The sequence below is a fragment of the Ensifer sp. R1-3 genome (assembly GCF_056739175.1).
Genome location: NZ_CP096515.1, coordinates 2,543,145 through 2,558,859, shown reverse-complemented (window position 1 = coordinate 2,558,859; position 15,715 = coordinate 2,543,145). Strand labels below are relative to the sequence as shown.

Sequence of the window (15,715 nt, the reverse complement as noted above, 5' to 3'; positions counted from 1 at the left end):
CAGTTTCAAGGAAAAGAGATGCTGAGATTCCTTTCCGTTCTGCTCCTGGCCTGCCTGTCTTTCGCCACCTTCTCCTTCGCCGCTTCCAAGGCCGACGTCGAAACGCAGTTCCGGCAGTGGCTTCGAAACGATCTCTGGCCGGAGGCGCAGAAGGCCGGCATATCGAACGCGGCCTTCGAAGCAGCCTTCAAGGGCGTCAGGCTCGACTGGGATCTGCCCGACCTCGCGCCGCCCGGCTTCCCGAAACCGAAGCAGCGCAAGCAGAGCCAGGCCGAGTTTTCCTCTCCCGGATCCTATTTCTCGGAAAAGCGCCTGCAGGGTCTTGCTGCGACGGGCCGCAGCCTCGCCTCCGCCCACGCCTCGACCTTGAAGCGGATCGAGCGGACCTATGGTGTTCCCGGTCAGATCGTCCTTGCCATATGGGGCAAGGAATCCGGCTTCGGTCGGGCGAAGATCCCGCATCCGATCATGGATGTGCTGGCGACCAAGGCTTTCATGTCGACCCGGCCGGAGCTTTTCCGGCGCGAACTGATCGCGGCGCTGCACATTCTCGACAGCGGTGACGTCAAGGAGGCGCAGATGCGCGGCTCCTGGGCGGGTGCCATGGGCCAGCCGCAGTTCCTGCCTTCGAGCTTTCTGAAATATGCGGTCGATTTCGACGGGGACGGACGCCGCGACATCTGGAATTCCGTGCCGGACAGCCTCGCTTCGATTGCCAATTATCTGGCGCAGAAGGGCTGGCAGAGCGGGCGCGACTGGGGTTTCGAGGTTGCGATCCCCTCGGGCGTCTCCTGCGCCCAGGAGGGCCCGGACCTTGCCCGCCCGATCGCCGAATGGGCCGGCATGGGGATCGGCCGTATTTCGGGCAAGGCCTTCCCGGCAGCAGAACGTGCCGCCGCAGGCATGATGCTCGTCCCGGCGGGGACCCATGGACCGCAATTCATCGTCACGCCGAATTTCTACGTGATCAAGGAATACAACAATTCCGATCTCTACGCGCTTTACATCGGCAATTTGGCCGATCGCATCGCTTCCGGAGGCGGTGCCTTCCGCGGCAGATGGGGCGACGTCGGCGGCATGCTGCGATCCGATGTGCTCGGCATGCAGAAGGCGCTGGTCGCGAAAGGCTACGACGTCGGCAAGGCCGACGGGCTGCCGGGCTACAAGACGCGCCGCTCGCTCGGCGACTGGCAGGCGAAGAGCGGCCTCGAGCCGACCTGCTTTCCGGATGTTTCGCTGAAAGCAAAGCTGCGGTGATCTTCGGTTGGGTGCGGCATGCGTCCGCCCCTCATCCGCCTGCCGGCACCTTCTCCCCGCAGGCGGGGCGAAGGCACAAGCGGCGATCGCCTCGGCCATCATAATCACCAGCGTTTCACGGTGCCACGTTCCCTCTCCCCGCATGCGGGAAGAGGGTTAGTCCTCGGGTTAAACCCGAGGAGAGGGGCTTGATCACGCCCCTCGGTCTCAATGCATCTCGACGGACCGCTTGTAGCGCTCGTAGTGATCGGGGACGATCGTCTGGCGCTCGATCATGCGATGGACACGCGGCGGGTTCGGGCCGCGATGGAATGCGGTCAGCTTGTCGCCGACGGCGGCATCGGCCTGGGTGCGCCGCTGATTGTGGCGGACATATTCGACCCAGGTCGGCACGTGGTAGGTCTCGGTCCAGGTGGTCGGGTTCTCGAGGTCGCGCATCAGCGCCCAGTGGCCGGCTCCGTCGCGGATGCGGATACGCCTCCGCTCCGCCATGGTCTTCAGGAATTCGGGGATATCCTCATCGGCGATTTCGTAGTCGATCATGACGACGATGGGGCCGCTGCGCGGCTTCAGGTCGAGCTCGAGCAGCGGCTCGTTGAAGCGGTTGAGCGGGTCGAGATTGAGCGACTTGAACTCCGGCAGGGCGAAGCGCAGTCCGATTGCCGCCCCCGCGAGCATCAGAAGACAGGAGCCGATGAGTGCGTTTGCCGCGCCGTATTGTTCGGCAGTGACGCCCCAGAGCCAGCTGCCGCCGGCAATCCCGCCGAAGGTCATGGTCTGGTAGAGCGAAAGCGCCCGGCCGACGACCCAGCGCGGCGTGGAGAGCTGCACCGTCGTGTTGAAGAGCGACAGCGCCAGCACCCAGCAGGCGCCGGAAACGGCGAGCACGAGGCAGGTCAGCCAGGCCTGCGGGCTGATGGCCGTGACCAGGGCGCTGAAGGCGAAGCCGGCGAAGGCATAGCGCACGATCGCCTCGCTCGTGAGGAATTCCCTTAGTCTTGCGCTCAGGAGCGCGCCGCCGATCGCGCCGACGCCGAAGGCGCCGAGCATGACGCCATAGGTGAGCGGGCCGCCGCCGACGAGGTCGCGTGCCACCAGCGGCAGCAGTGCAAGTATGGCGCTCGCCGAAAGGCCGAAGGCGAAGCCGCGCACGAGCACCTTGCCGATATTGGGCGACATCGCCACGTAGCGCAGCCCTGCAGAAACGGCGCGCCCGAGCGTCTCGCGCGGCAGCCGGTTTTCCGGAGCGACCGGTTTCCATCGGGCGAGCGCGAAAAGGATCGCGAAATAGCTGAGCGTATTGGCGGCGAAGGCGGCCGCCGCACCCGCGGCCGCGACGATGGCGCCGCCGATCGCCGGACCGACGCTGCGGGTAAGATTGAATCCCATGCTGTTCAGCGCCACCGCCGCCGGCAGGTCGTCGCGCGGAACCATGTCGCCGACCGAGGCCTGCCAGGACGGATTGTTGAGAGCCGTGCCGCAGCCGAGGAGAAAGGTGAAGATGAGCAGGAGCCACGGCGTAACGATACCGTAATAGGCGCAGACGGTGAGCAGCGCCGAGACGGCGAGCATGAAGCTCTGCGCGACGAGCATGATCCGCCGCCGGTCGAAATTGTCGGCAAGTGCGCCGGAAACCAGCGAGAAGAGCATGATCGGCAGCGAGGTCGACGCCTGCACCAGCGCCACCATGTTCACCGATTGCGAAATGGACGTCATGAGCCAGGCCGCACCCACGGCCTGGATCAGCCCGCCGAAATTGGAGGCAAGGCTCGCGATCCAGATGGTGCGGAAGATGTCGTGCCTGAAGGGCGCCAACGGCGATATGCGGTTCGTCACCTCTGATCTCTTTCGGTTGATCGTAATATGGATTGCTTCTGGATTGCTTCGTTATAAACCTCGAAATGCGATGCGCCAGACGCTGAAACTTGCGATCGGGCCGAAAGGTCCGGCCCGGCGCCTGCGCGACCCTTGCAATTTACGGCGATGAAGCGTATATGAGCCTCAAATTCTTGATCGGTTAGATGAAGAGTGGGGCCGTGAGGACCCGCTCTTTTTTATTAGCCGGTCCGACGAGGAGAGGATCGTTTGTCCGACACGACAACGGCTGAAAATACGAATGAACCCCGGCTGATTACCGAAACAGGCCTCGACCGGCGTGTTGCCGACATCATCGAGCCGGTGCTCGTGGATATGGGTTTCCGCCTGGTGCGCGTGCGTATGTCCGGTCAGAACGGCCTGACGCTGCAGGTCATGACCGAACGCAACGACGGCACCATGACCGTCGAGGATTGCGAGGAGGTCTCCAAAGCGATCTCGCCGGTTCTCGATGTGGAAGATCCGATCGACAAGGCGTATCATCTCGAAGTGTCGTCCCCGGGCATCGATCGCCCCATGGTGCGCAGGTCCGACTTCATCCGCTGGCAGGGCCATCTTGTGAAGTGCGAGACGTCGGTCATGGTCGACGGGCGCAAGCGCTTCCGCGGCAAGATCGTTTCGGTGGACGAGGATGGTTTCCGGCTCGAGCGCGATCAGCCCGCCTATGGCGAAGAGGCGGCAGTCGCGATCCCGTTCACGGCGCTTTCGGAGGCGCGGCTGATCCTGACGGACGAGCTCATCCGCGACGCGCTGACGGCCGACAAGAAAGCCAAGGCCGCGCGCGCCGCCAACGAAAACTTCGAAGACGAAGACACGGATAACGAATAAGGCTGGGTGCGCTTTCGATGCGCCTGCAACAGACGGAGACAAGACATGGCAGTCAGTGCTAACCGGCTCGAACTTCTGCAGATCGCAGATGCTGTGGCACGCGAAAAGGTGATCGACCGCGAGATCGTTCTGGCCGCGATGGCGGACGCGATCCAGAAGGCGGCTCGTTCGCGCTACGGTTCGGAATCGAACATCCGCGCCGACATCAATCCGAAGACCGGTGAAATCCGTCTGCAGCGTCTCCTGGAAGTGGTCGAGAAGGCCGAGGACTATTCGACCCAGATCCCGATCGAGCTCGCCCGCGACCGCAATCCCGATGCAAAGCTCGGCGATTTCATCGCCGATCCGCTGCCGCCCATGGACTTCGGCCGTATCGCCGCCCAGTCCGCCAAGCAGGTAATCGTGCAGAAGGTGCGCGAAGCCGAGCGCGATCGTCAGTACGACGAGTTCAAGGATCGGGTCGGCGAGATCGTCAACGGCACTGTCAAGCGCGTCGAATACGGCAACGTCATCGTCGATCTCGGCCGCGGCGAGGGCATCATCCGCCGCGACGAGATGATCCCGCGTGAGAACATGCGCTATGGCGACCGCGTCCGCGCCTTCGTCTACGACGTCCGCCGCGAGCAGCGCGGACCGCAGATCTTCCTGTCGCGCACGCATCCGCAGTTCATGGTGAAGCTCTTCACCATGGAGGTGCCGGAAATCTACGACGGCATCATCCAGATCAAGTCGGTTGCCCGCGACCCGGGCTCGCGCGCCAAGATCGCCGTCGTCTCCAACGATTCGTCGATCGATCCGGTCGGCGCCTGCGTCGGCATGCGCGGCTCGCGCGTGCAGGCCGTGGTCGGCGAGCTCCAGGGCGAGAAGATCGATATCATTCCCTGGTCGCCGGATCCGGCTTCCTTCATCGTCAATGCGCTGCAGCCGGCGGAAGTGGCCAAGGTGGTTCTCGACGAGGACGCGGAACGCATCGAGGTCGTGGTTCCGGACGAGCAGCTTTCGCTCGCCATCGGCCGCCGCGGCCAGAACGTGCGCCTTGCGTCGCAGCTGACCGGCTGGGACATCGATATCCTCACCGAGCAGGAGGAGAGCGAGCGTCGCCAGAAGGAATTCAACGAGCGCACGCAGCTCTTCATGGATGCGCTGGACGTCGACGAGATGGTCGGTCAGGTGCTCGCCTCCGAGGGCTTTGCCCAGGTCGAAGAGCTCGCCTATGTCGAACTCGACGAAATCTCCTCGATCGAGGGCTTCGACGAGGATACGGCAAACGAGCTCCAGACCCGCGCCCGCGAATATCTCGAAAAGATCGAGGCGGAAATGGATGCCAAGCGCAAGGAGCTCGGCGTTTCCGACGAGCTGCGCACGATCGATGGCCTCACCAGCCAGATGCTGGTCGCTCTCGGCGAGGAAGGCATCAAGACGATCGAGGACTTTGCCGGCTGCGCCGCCGACGACCTGGTCGGCTGGACCGAGCGCAAGGATGGCGAGACCAAGCGCTTCGAAGGCATCTTCTCGAAGTTCGAAGTCACCCGGGAAGAGGCCGAAACGATGATCGTGCAGGCTCGTCTGGCCGCCGGCTGGATCACCGAAGAGGACCTGGTCAAGCAGCAGGAGGAGGAACAGGAGCAGGATGAGACGATCGAGGTCGCCGAAGGCGCGGATCAGGACGCCTGATCGCGATGATCGTCGAGATCGATGCCGACAGCCTGCCTGCGGACAAGGGTCCGAAGGACCGGAACGGCAACAACCGGACCTGCATCGTCACGCGTGAGAGCGGCTCTCCTGAAGAGTTGATCCGCTTCGTCGCCGGACCCGACGGCGTCGTCGTCGCGGATCTGAAGCGGCAGCTCCCGGGGCGCGGATGCTGGGTCAAGTCCGAGCGGCAGCTCGTGGAAAAAGCGGTGGCGAAGAAGCTCTTCGCCCGCGCTCTTCGCGCCGAAGTAAAGGCGAATGCCGGGCTCGCGGACGAGGTCGAGAGACTTCTCGCCGAGCAGCTCGCGGGCATGATGAACATGGCGCGCAAGGCGGGCCAGTTCATCTCCGGCGCGACGAAGACGGAGCAGGCGGTGCGCGGCCTTGCCGCGCTAGCTGTCTTTCATGCGATCGATGCGGCCGCGGATGGCGTCCGCAAGATCGATCAGGCCCGCAAGGCGATGAGCTTCGTCAGCGAGGACGAAACGGAAATACCCGCTTTCCGCCCCTTCACGGGGGCGGAAATGGAGGGACTTTTGGGAAGTAATGCCTTTATCCATGCCGCAGCGCTTGCAGGGCAGGCCGGTGAAGGTGTAGTGAAGCGCGCAATCATGCTCGAAAAGTACCGAGGATCCGTCCCGGTCCGGGCCGAAGGCGGCGCTGGCAAGCCACAGCAATGAAGCGCGTCACCGGCAGAGGCCGGCATAGCGAGCATTGTTTGAGACAATTTGGAAGACAGGGTCAGGGGTTTCGTATCCGGCCCTGATCGCTAGGAACGGAACGGAATGACGGACAACAAAGACGACAAGACACTCAGCGTAGCGGGCAAGAAGACGCTGACCCTGAAGCCCTCCGGGGTGACACAGGGTACGGTGCGTCAGGATATGGGCCGCGGTCGCACCAAGGCGGTCGTGGTCGAGACCAAGAGAACGCGCGGCCCGCTGAAGCACAAGGACGAGCGCCCGATCACGCCGGTTGCCGCGACGCCTGCCGCCCGCCCGGCCGAGCAGCGTCCGATGCCGCCGCAGCCCTCGGGTCGTCCGGCTCCTCAGCCGCAGCCGCATCAGCCGCGCCAGGAACAGAACCGCCCCCGCGGCGGTGTTGTCCTGAACGATCTCTCTGCCGGTGAGATGGAAGCCCGCCGTCGCGCCCTGGCGGAAGCCCAGATTCGCGACGCCGAGGAAGCCAAACGCCGCGCCGAGGACGAAGTGCGCCGCCGTCGCGAAGAGGAAGAGCGTCTCGCCCGCGAGAAGGAAGAGGCCGCGCGCCGTGCCGCCGAAGAGGCCGCACGTCCGCCAGTAGAGGCTGAAAAGACCGAGGAGAAGGTCGAGGCTGCAAGTCCCGCAGTCGGCGAACGTCGTGCCGAGACGCGCCCGCAGCCGGGACGCCCGGCTCCGGCTGCAACGCCGGCGGCGCCGGACGGTGCAGCACTTCGCGGCCGCCGCGGGACCGAGAGCGAGGAAGACGAACGCCGCCGCAGCGGTGCCGGTGCTCCCCGCGGCAAGGTCGTGCGTCCGGAGCCGGCAAAGCCTGCTCCCCGTGCAAAGGGTGACGAGGGCCGACGCCAGGGCAAGCTGACGCTTACGACGGCTGCCGTCGACGAGGATGGCAGCCAGCGCGGCCGTTCGCTTTCAGCGATGCGCCGCCGCCAGGAGAAGTTCAAGCGCAGCCAGATGCAGGAAACGCGCGAGAAGATCTCCCGCGAAGTCGTCCTGCCGGAAACCATCACGATTCAGGAACTGTCGCAGCGCATGTCCGAGCGCGCGGTCGACGTCATCAAGTTCCTGATGAAGGAAGGCCAGATGATGAAGCCCGGCGACCTGATCGACGCCGATCTCGCGGAGCTCATCGCCGGCGAATTCGGCCACACGGTCAAGCGCGTTTCCGAATCGGACGTCGAGGAAGGCATCTTCAATATCTCCGACGTGGACGACGACATGCAGTCGCGGCCGCCGATCGTGACGATCATGGGTCACGTCGACCACGGCAAGACGTCGCTGCTCGACGCCATCCGCCACGCCAACGTGGTTGCCGGCGAGGCAGGCGGCATCACGCAGCACATCGGTGCCTACCAGGTCGAGCAGAACGGCCAGAAGATCACCTTCATCGACACGCCCGGCCACGCGGCCTTTACGGCCATGCGCGCCCGCGGCGCCCAGGCGACGGACATCGCCGTCCTCGTCGTCGCGGCCGATGACAGCGTGATGCCGCAGACGATCGAGTCGATCAACCATGCCAAGGCGGCCGGCGTTCCGATCATCGTGGCGATCAACAAGATCGACAAGCCGTCCGCGAATCCGCAGAAGGTCCGCACCGAGCTGCTGCAGCACGAGGTCTTCGTCGAATCCATGGGCGGTGAGGTTCTCGACGTCGAGGTTTCGGCGAAGAACCAGACCAACCTCGACAAGCTGCTCGAGGCGATCCTGCTGCAGTCCGAAATCCTCGATCTCAAGGCCAATCCGAACCGGACGGCCGAAGGCACGGTGGTGGAAGCCGAGCTCGACCGAGGCCGCGGTGCGGTTGCGACCGTCCTCGTACAGAAGGGTACCCTCACTCCGGGCCAGATCATCGTTGCGGGCGACCAGTGGGGCCGCGTGCGCGCACTCGTCAACGACAAGGGCGAACATGTGAAGGCCGCCGGGCCATCGACACCGGTCGAGGTTCTCGGTCTCTCCGGAACGCCGGCTGCGGGCGATCGCTTCGCCGTCGTCGAGAGCGAGAGCCGGGCGCGCGAGATCTCGGAATATCGCCAGCGGCTCGCCCGCGAGAAGGCGGTTGCCCGCCAGTCCGGTTCGCGCGGTTCGCTCGAGCAGATGATGACCCAGCTCCAGACCTCCGGCGTCAAGGAGTTCCCGCTGGTCATCAAGGGCGACGTGCAGGGCTCGATCGAAGCGATTTCCGGCGCCCTGGACAAGCTCGGCACCGACGAAGTGCGCGCCCGCATCGTTCATTCGGGTGCCGGCGGCATCACCGAGTCGGACGTCTCGCTTGCGGAAGCTTCGAACGCTGCCATCATCGGCTTCAACGTCCGTGCCAACAAGCAGGCGCGGGATGCGTCCGAGCGTGCCGGCATCGAGATCCGCTACTACAACATCATCTACGACCTGGTGGATGACGTGAAGGCGGCGATGTCCGGTCTCTTGTCGCCGGAGCGGCGCGAGACCTTCCTCGGCAATGCCGAGATCCTGGAGGTGTTCAACATCACCAAGGTCGGCAAGGTCGCGGGTTGCCGCGTCACCGAGGGCAAGGTCGAACGTGGCGTCGGCGTCCGTCTGGTACGCGACAACGTCGTCATCCACGAAGGCAAGCTCAAGACGCTCAAGCGCTTCAAGGACGAAGTCTCCGAGGTCCAGTCCGGCCAGGAATGCGGTATGGCCTTCGAGAACTACGAGGACATCCGTGCCGGCGACACGATCGAGTGCTTCCGCGTCGAACACGTCACGCGGACGCTCTGATCCGATCCGGCAGGGTATTGGCGAGCGCCGGATCGGCTCCGGCGCTCGCTTTTTTTTGAGTGAGAAGGCGCGCGATGCCGCCCGCCTCTCGCATGTTGGAACCGATCGCGTTTCGATGGGGCTTGATACGGTCCGATCGGCGCGGTCCAGGGTGAAACGATGGCCAAATCCACATCCTCCGCTCCGTCCCAGCGCATGCTGCGCGTCGGTGAACAGGTGCGCGCAGCGATCACGCAGGTGCTGCAGCGCGGTGAAGTACTCGATCCGCTGATCGAAAATACGGTGATTTCCATTTCCGAAGTGCGCATGTCGCCCGATCTGAAGATCGCCACGGCCTATGTGACCCCACTCGGGGTCGCCGACCACGCGGCGGTCATCGAAGCGCTGAACAAGCATGCGAAATTCATCCGCGGACGGCTCGGCCCGCAATTGCGGCAGATGAAATACATGCCGGACGTCCGGTTCCGGGACGATACCAGCTTCGACAACTATCAGAAGATCGACTCGCTGCTGCGCTCGCCGGAGGTCAGTCGCGACCTCGATCGCGACGCCGACGACGAAGAGTAAGCGACAGAACCAATGTCCAGACCCCGCAAACCGAAGGGCCGCCCGATTTCGGGATGGCTGATCCTCGACAAACCTCTCGATTTCGGTTCGACCGAGGCCGTATCCAAGATCAAGTGGCTGTTCAAGGCGCAGAAGGCGGGCCATGCCGGCACGCTCGATCCGCTCGCCTCGGGCATGCTGCCGATCGCGCTCGGCGACGCGACGAAAACCGTTCCCTACGTCATGGACGGCCGCAAGATCTACGAATTCGCGGTGGCCTGGGGCGAGGAGCGCTCCACCGACGATCTCGAAGGCGAAGCCGTCCGCTCTTCCGCCGCGCGTCCGGAGGAAGAGGCGATCCGCGCCCTGCTGCCGAAATATACCGGCGTAATCGCGCAGGTGCCGCCGCAGTTCTCTGCGATCAAGATCGGCGGCGAGCGCGCCTATGATCTCGCCCGCGACGGCGAAACCGTCGAGATCCCGGCGCGCGAGGTGGAGGTCTTCCGTCTGTCGCTCATCGGATCGGCTCCGAATCTCGCTCATTTCGAGATCGAATGCGGCAAGGGCACCTATGTCCGTTCGCTCGCCCGCGACATGGGCCGCGATCTCGGCTGCTTCGGCCATATCGCGTCGCTGCGCCGAACCTTCGTCGCCCCCTTCGGCGAGGAGGACATGGTACCGCTCGCCGATCTCGTCGCCCTGGAGGCGATCGAGGACGATGCGGAACGTCTCGCCGCGCTCGACGCGTATCTGATCGACACGGGAGAGGCCCTGTCCGACCTGCCGCATATCGCCGTCAACGACGACCAGGCGCACCGGCTGCGGATGGGCAACCCGATCATCCTGCGTGGACGCGACGCTCCGCTGCCCACGCCAGAGGCCTATGCCACGGCCCAAGGCAAGCTCGTGGCGATCGGCGAAATCGCCGAGGGCGAGTTCCGGCCGAAGCGAGTTTTCGCCACCCAATAATCCTGCTGGTCGAAAACCGATCTCACGCGTTTAGAGCGGGATGAGGAAGTGCGTGCGGTTTTCCGCCCGCATTCCGCTCTAACTTGCTAGAATCGACCACGTTCATGATTCAGGTCGACCCGAACTGAATCATCGTGATCTAAAGTCGAGCGGAGCGGCGGACGCGGCGTATACTCGTTGTGCTCCGGAGCCCATGTTGCCATGGGCCGCCGGCTGCGCTCGGGAAATCTGGAACGGGGGCGGCGGGCAGGAAGCGCATGGTACCCGCTCCGGCAAAACGCGGTAGTGATCGGTAGAGGCGGTAAAATATGGTCGAAGCGTCAGAGAAGAGCCGGGAAGATGCTTCATCGGGCAGCCTGCAGGCCGCCGCCGGCTTCGTCCGCGACTATCTTCGCCGGCCGTTCAGCTTCTATCTGATTTCGCTGCTGCTGATAGCCATCATACCGCCCTTCATCTTTTCCTTTGTCATCCTGCAGCGCAATTTGGACGCGCAGAGAGAAGAAGTCACTTCTCTGCTGCGCGCCTCTACCGGGTCGGTCACACGCATCGTCGAGCGCGAGGTCGACGGCATGCTGACGACGCTTCGGGTCCTGGCGAAATCCGGCGCCGTCGATCTCGCCGACATGCGAGGTCTCTACGAACGGGCATCGGTCGCATTGGCGGACACCGATTCCCACCTGATCATCGTCGACGGCAACCACGACCTTCTTCTGAGCACCCGCGTTCCTTTCGGTACGCCGCTCGGGCGGGCATCGGATCCGGAGATCGATCTCGCTTTGCAGAGTACGGCGCCGCTTGTCTCGGGCGTGTTTCCATCCGAAGTGGGCAGGGGCTGGGTCTTCACCGTCTATCTTCCGGTGACGACGCCCGACGGAAAGAAGTATCTGCTGGGCCTCAGGCAGGATGCCGAACGGATGACGAGGGCCGTCAATCGTGACACGCTTTCTCCCGGATGGAATGCCGCGCTCGTCGACGGCAAAGGCAGGGTCATCGTCTCCTCGGACTCCTCGGTGAAGTCCGGCGACCCGTTCTTTCTCGACGAATTGCCGTTGATCAGCATCGGTGTCGGCAATATCAGTGCCGGCGGCGTCGACTACCGCGTCGCGTCGGAGTTTTCGGTGGTGACCGGCTGGCGCATCGTCGCCTGGGCGCCGAGCGAGATCGTCGATCAGCCGATGCTTTGGTCGTTCCTCTGGCTGTCCTTCGGTGGGATCATCTTCGCAAGCATCGCGGTCGCCGGTTCGTTGACCATTGCGCGGCTGCTCACGCAGGGTGTCCGGCTCTTGGCCATGGATGCCCGGCGGCTGGGGGCGGGCGAGCCGGTGGAACCGCGCCGCTACATGATCACTGAAGTCGAAGCGGTATCCACCGCCCTCGCAAGCGCTGCTACGGCCCGCGCCAAGGCCGAAAGCGAAATCCGCCTGCTGATGCGGGAGGTCGCGCATCGGGCGAAGAATCAGCTCACCGTCATCCAGTCGATGCTGGCGCAGTCGGCCAATTCGGCGGAGGAGCCGTCGGATTTCGTCGAGGCGTTTCGCAAGCGCCTTGCGGGCCTCGCGCGCTCGACCGACCTCATGGTGGCGAACGCCGCCTCCGGAGTCGACTTCCGCGAGCTCGTGCGCAACCAGCTTCAGCCGTTCATGCCGGCCGAGTCCGACCGCGTCGTGCTCAGCGGACCTGCCCTGCGGCTGGACGCGCAGATGGCGCAGACCCTCGGCATGGCGCTGCATGAACTGGCTACCAACGCCATAAAGCATGGTGCGCTCGCCAACCAGACCGGTATGATCAAGGTCGAGTGGTCGGTGGGGGAGGGTGCGATCGATATCCGCTGGCGCGAGAGCGGTGCCGATATCGTCGCGCCTTCGGGGAAGAAGGCCCGCAGAGGTTTCGGCACGGTCGTGCTCGAGCGCATGCTCGGCCTGGCCCTTCGTGCGGAGCTGGAAAGGACGATGCATGCGGATGGCATCGAATGGCGGATACGCATCCCGCGCGGCAAGGATCATTCCTCGCAGGAGGCAGGCGGTTGAGAGGCGGATCGTCCTGCAGCAAACCGCCTCAAATGGATGCCGGAGCATCTGTGCGCAACCGGAATTGACGGTGCGCGGGAGGCGGTGCCGCGCAGCGCTTTCATGACCCTTTCCTTTTGGAACGGATTCGGTTATAGGCACGCCAGCGAAAGGCGCCGCCTCTTCGTGCGAACGGCCGTAGCTGGACGACATCCCGGCTGCCGGCGACCCTCAAATCCTCGAACGAAAGGATCAAACGATGTCGGTTACTGCAGAGCGCAAAGCTCAGATCATCAAGGAATTCGCAACCGTAGAAGGCGACACCGGTTCTCCGGAAGTTCAGGTTGCCATCCTGACGGAACGGATCAACAACCTGACCGAACACTTCAAGGACCACAAGAAGGACAATCACTCCCGACGTGGCCTCCTCGCGCTGGTTTCCAGCCGGCGGTCGCTCCTCGACTATCTGAAGAAGAAGGACGAGGCGCGCTACACCAAGCTGATCGGTGCCCTGGGCATCCGTCGCTAAACGACTGGTCCGGCGGGTTGCCTCGGCAACCCGCCGGCTTTTTTTTCTGCAGCCCGTGCGCTCTTCAAAAAGCCTAGGGTATTGTAAAGGGCGCCACAGCGCCGCGCGTCTTATCGGACGCGCAACGTCCAGCGGACCGGATGGGCCGGGATCGCGGATCAACCAATGGCCCGTCATGGGGCAGGATTGCAGGATGCTTCGGCGCCTGCTTGCCGAAGCGGCTGCTATACGCAGCGCGGCAAAGCGGTATGCGGCCGGTTTTCTTTGAAGCCTCCCGTTGTCTTGCCCGTGATGCGCCACCAGGCGGCTTTGAGATCGCCCGCGCTTAATGAGCCGCGGAAGGTCTGTCGCACACGAAGGACAGAACATGTTCGAGACACACAAGGTAGAAATCGAATGGGCTGGGCGTCCGCTCAAGCTCGAAACCGGAAAAATCGCGCGTCAGGCCGATGGTGCCGTTCTCGCGACCTACGGCGAAACCGTCGTGCTCGCCACGGTGGTTTCGGCGAAGGCACCGAAGCCAGGCCAGGATTTCTTCCCGCTCACCGTCAACTATCAGGAAAAGACCTACGCTGCGGGCAAGATCCCCGGCGGCTATTTCAAGCGTGAGGGCCGCCCCAGCGAAAACGAGACGCTGGTGTCGCGTCTGATCGACCGGCCGATCCGTCCGCTCTTCCCGGACGGCTACAAGAACGACACCCAGGTCATCATCACGGTCATGCAGCATGACCTCGAGAACAACCCGGACGTCGTCGCTATGGTTGCGGCATCCGCTGCATTGACGCTTTCCGGCGTTCCCTTCATGGGCCCGGTCGGCGGTGCCCGCGTCGGCTACATCAACGGCCAGTACGTTCTCAACCCGCATCTCGACGAAATGGACGAATCCACGCTCGACCTCGTCGTCGCCGGCACGCAGGAAGCGGTGCTGATGGTGGAATCGGAAGCGAAAGAGCTGCCGGAAGATGTCATGCTCGGCGCCGTCGTTTTCGGCCAGAAGGGCTTCCAGCCGGTGATCGACGCTGTCATCAGGCTTGCGGAAGTTGCCGCCAAGGAGCCGCGCGAATTCAATCCGGAAGATCACTCCGCTCTCGAAAATGCGATGCTCTCGATCGCCGAAGACGAGCTGCGCAACGCCTATAAGATCACCGAGAAGGCCGCGCGCTATGCCGCCGTCGATGCGGTAAAGGCAAAGGTCAAGGAACACTTCCTGCCGGAAGGCGTCGAGAACCCGGCCCATACCGCAGAAGAGATCGCCGCTGTCTTCAAGCACCTGCAGGCCAAGATCGTTCGCTGGAACATCCTCGACACGAAGAGCCGCATCGATGGCCGCGACCTCGTCACGGTTCGCCCGATCGTCGCCGAAGTCGGCATCCTGCCGCGCACGCACGGTTCGGCGCTCTTTACCCGCGGTGAAACGCAGGCGATCGTCGTTGCCACGCTCGGCACCGGCGAAGACGAGCAGTATGTCGATTCCTTGACTGGCATGTACAAGGAAAACTTCATGCTGCATTACAACTTCCCGCCCTATTCGGTCGGTGAAACCGGCCGCATGGGTTCTCCGGGCCGCCGCGAAATCGGCCACGGCAAGCTCGCCTGGCGCGCCATCCATCCGATGCTGCCGACCGCGGAACAGTTCCCCTACACGCTGCGCGTCGTTTCCGAGATCACCGAGTCCAACGGTTCGTCCTCCATGGCAACCGTCTGCGGCACGTCGCTTGCACTGATGGACGCGGGCGTTCCGCTCGCCAAGCCGGTTGCGGGCATTGCCATGGGCCTCATCAAGGAAGACGACCGTTTCGCCGTCCTCTCCGACATTCTCGGCGATGAAGACCACCTCGGCGATATGGACTTCAAGGTCGCGGGCACGGATGCCGGCATCACCTCGCTGCAGATGGACATCAAGATCGAAGGCATCACCGAAGAAATCATGGGTGTTGCCCTCAACCAGGCCAAGGGAGGCCGCCTGCACATTCTCGGCGAAATGGCCAAGGCCATCTCCGAGAGCCGCGGCCAGCTCGGCGAGTTCGCACCGCGCATCGAAGTCATGAACATTCCGGTCGACAAGATCCGCGAAGTCATCGGCTCGGGCGGCAAGGTCATCCGCGAAATCGTCGAAAAGACCGGCGCCAAGATCAATATCGACGACGACGGCACAGTGAAGATCGCGTCGGCTTCCGCCAAGGAGATCGAGGCCGCCCGCAAGTGGATCCACTCGATCGTCGCCGAGCCGGAAGTCGGTCAGGTCTATGAAGGCACTGTCGTCAAGACGGCCGATTTCGGCGCCTTCGTCAACTTCTTCGGCGCCCGCGACGGCCTCGTCCACATCTCGCAGCTCGCTTCCGAGCGCGTTGCCAAGACCACCGACGTCGTCAAGGAAGGCGATAAGGTCTGGGTCAAGCTGATGGGCTTCGACGAGCGCGGCAAGGTTCGCCTCTCCATGAAGGTCGTAGACCAGGCGACCGGCAAGGAAATCGTTGCCGAGAAGAGCGAAAAGAAGGACGGCGGCGAAGCCGCCGAGTAAGCCGGCCTCGGCTGAAACCATTCAGGGCGCGGAGCGG

General features: G+C 63.8%; 11 protein-coding genes. 10 read left to right on the top strand and 1 reads right to left on the bottom strand.

Going from position 1 to position 15,715, the window contains the following annotated elements; translation table 11 throughout:
- The first annotated feature begins 18 nt into the window (after positions 1-18).
- Entirely contained in the window at positions 19-1,257 is a 1,239-nt protein-coding gene (locus tag M1D43_RS12335) for a lytic murein transglycosylase (RefSeq protein ID WP_027990394.1), read from the top strand.
- A 207-nt stretch (positions 1,258-1,464) separates the two neighbouring features.
- Here M1D43_RS12335 and M1D43_RS12330 read toward each other — a convergent pair whose 3' ends face one another.
- Entirely contained in the window at positions 1,465-3,120 is a 1,656-nt protein-coding gene (locus M1D43_RS12330; protein WP_010968443.1) for an MFS transporter, read from the bottom strand.
- A gap of 222 nt (positions 3,121-3,342) precedes the next feature.
- Here M1D43_RS12330 and rimP point away from each other — a divergent pair, with 222 nt between their 5' ends.
- The 9 genes from rimP to pnp all read left to right on the top strand — a co-directional run bounded on the left by rimP (position 3,343) and on the right by pnp (position 15,678).
- Positions 3,343-3,960 (top strand): ribosome maturation factor RimP, encoded by a 618-nt coding sequence (gene rimP / locus M1D43_RS12325; RefSeq protein ID WP_003534362.1) that lies wholly within the window; start codon positions 3,343-3,345, stop codon positions 3,958-3,960.
- 45 nt (positions 3,961-4,005) lie between these two features.
- Positions 4,006-5,634, top strand: a complete 1,629-nt coding sequence (gene nusA / locus M1D43_RS12320) for a transcription termination factor NusA (RefSeq protein ID WP_010968444.1) — start codon at positions 4,006-4,008, stop codon at positions 5,632-5,634.
- Positions 5,635-5,639: 5 nt separating this feature from the next.
- Complete coding sequence (locus M1D43_RS12315) at positions 5,640-6,332, top strand: RNA-binding protein (RefSeq protein ID WP_003534364.1); 693 nt, start codon at positions 5,640-5,642, stop codon at positions 6,330-6,332.
- 105 nt (positions 6,333-6,437) lie between these two features.
- Complete coding sequence (gene infB / locus M1D43_RS12310; protein WP_027990434.1) at positions 6,438-9,107, top strand: translation initiation factor IF-2; 2,670 nt, start codon at positions 6,438-6,440, stop codon at positions 9,105-9,107.
- A 159-nt stretch (positions 9,108-9,266) separates the two neighbouring features.
- Positions 9,267-9,674 carry a 30S ribosome-binding factor RbfA gene (gene rbfA / locus M1D43_RS12305; RefSeq protein ID WP_003534366.1) on the top strand — a complete coding sequence of 136 codons (408 nt, stop codon included), beginning with the start codon at positions 9,267-9,269 and terminating at the stop codon, positions 9,672-9,674.
- A 12-nt stretch (positions 9,675-9,686) separates the two neighbouring features.
- Positions 9,687-10,622 (top strand): tRNA pseudouridine(55) synthase TruB, encoded by a 936-nt coding sequence (gene truB, locus M1D43_RS12300; RefSeq protein ID WP_153313212.1) that lies wholly within the window; start codon positions 9,687-9,689, stop codon positions 10,620-10,622.
- Between the two features lie 308 nt (positions 10,623-10,930).
- Positions 10,931-12,649 carry a sensor histidine kinase gene (locus tag M1D43_RS12295; RefSeq protein ID WP_010968446.1) on the top strand — a complete coding sequence of 573 codons (1,719 nt, stop codon included), beginning with the start codon at positions 10,931-10,933 and terminating at the stop codon, positions 12,647-12,649.
- A gap of 238 nt (positions 12,650-12,887) precedes the next feature.
- Positions 12,888-13,157: a 30S ribosomal protein S15 gene (gene rpsO / locus M1D43_RS12290; RefSeq protein WP_003534369.1), complete on the top strand. Its 270-nt coding sequence runs from the start codon at positions 12,888-12,890 to the stop codon at positions 13,155-13,157.
- 367 nt (positions 13,158-13,524) lie between these two features.
- The gene (gene pnp, locus M1D43_RS12285) at positions 13,525-15,678 is read left to right on the top strand and encodes a polyribonucleotide nucleotidyltransferase (RefSeq protein WP_027990437.1); all 2,154 of its coding nucleotides are present in this window, start codon (positions 13,525-13,527) and stop codon (positions 15,676-15,678) included.
- Positions 15,679-15,715: the final 37 nt, after the last annotated feature.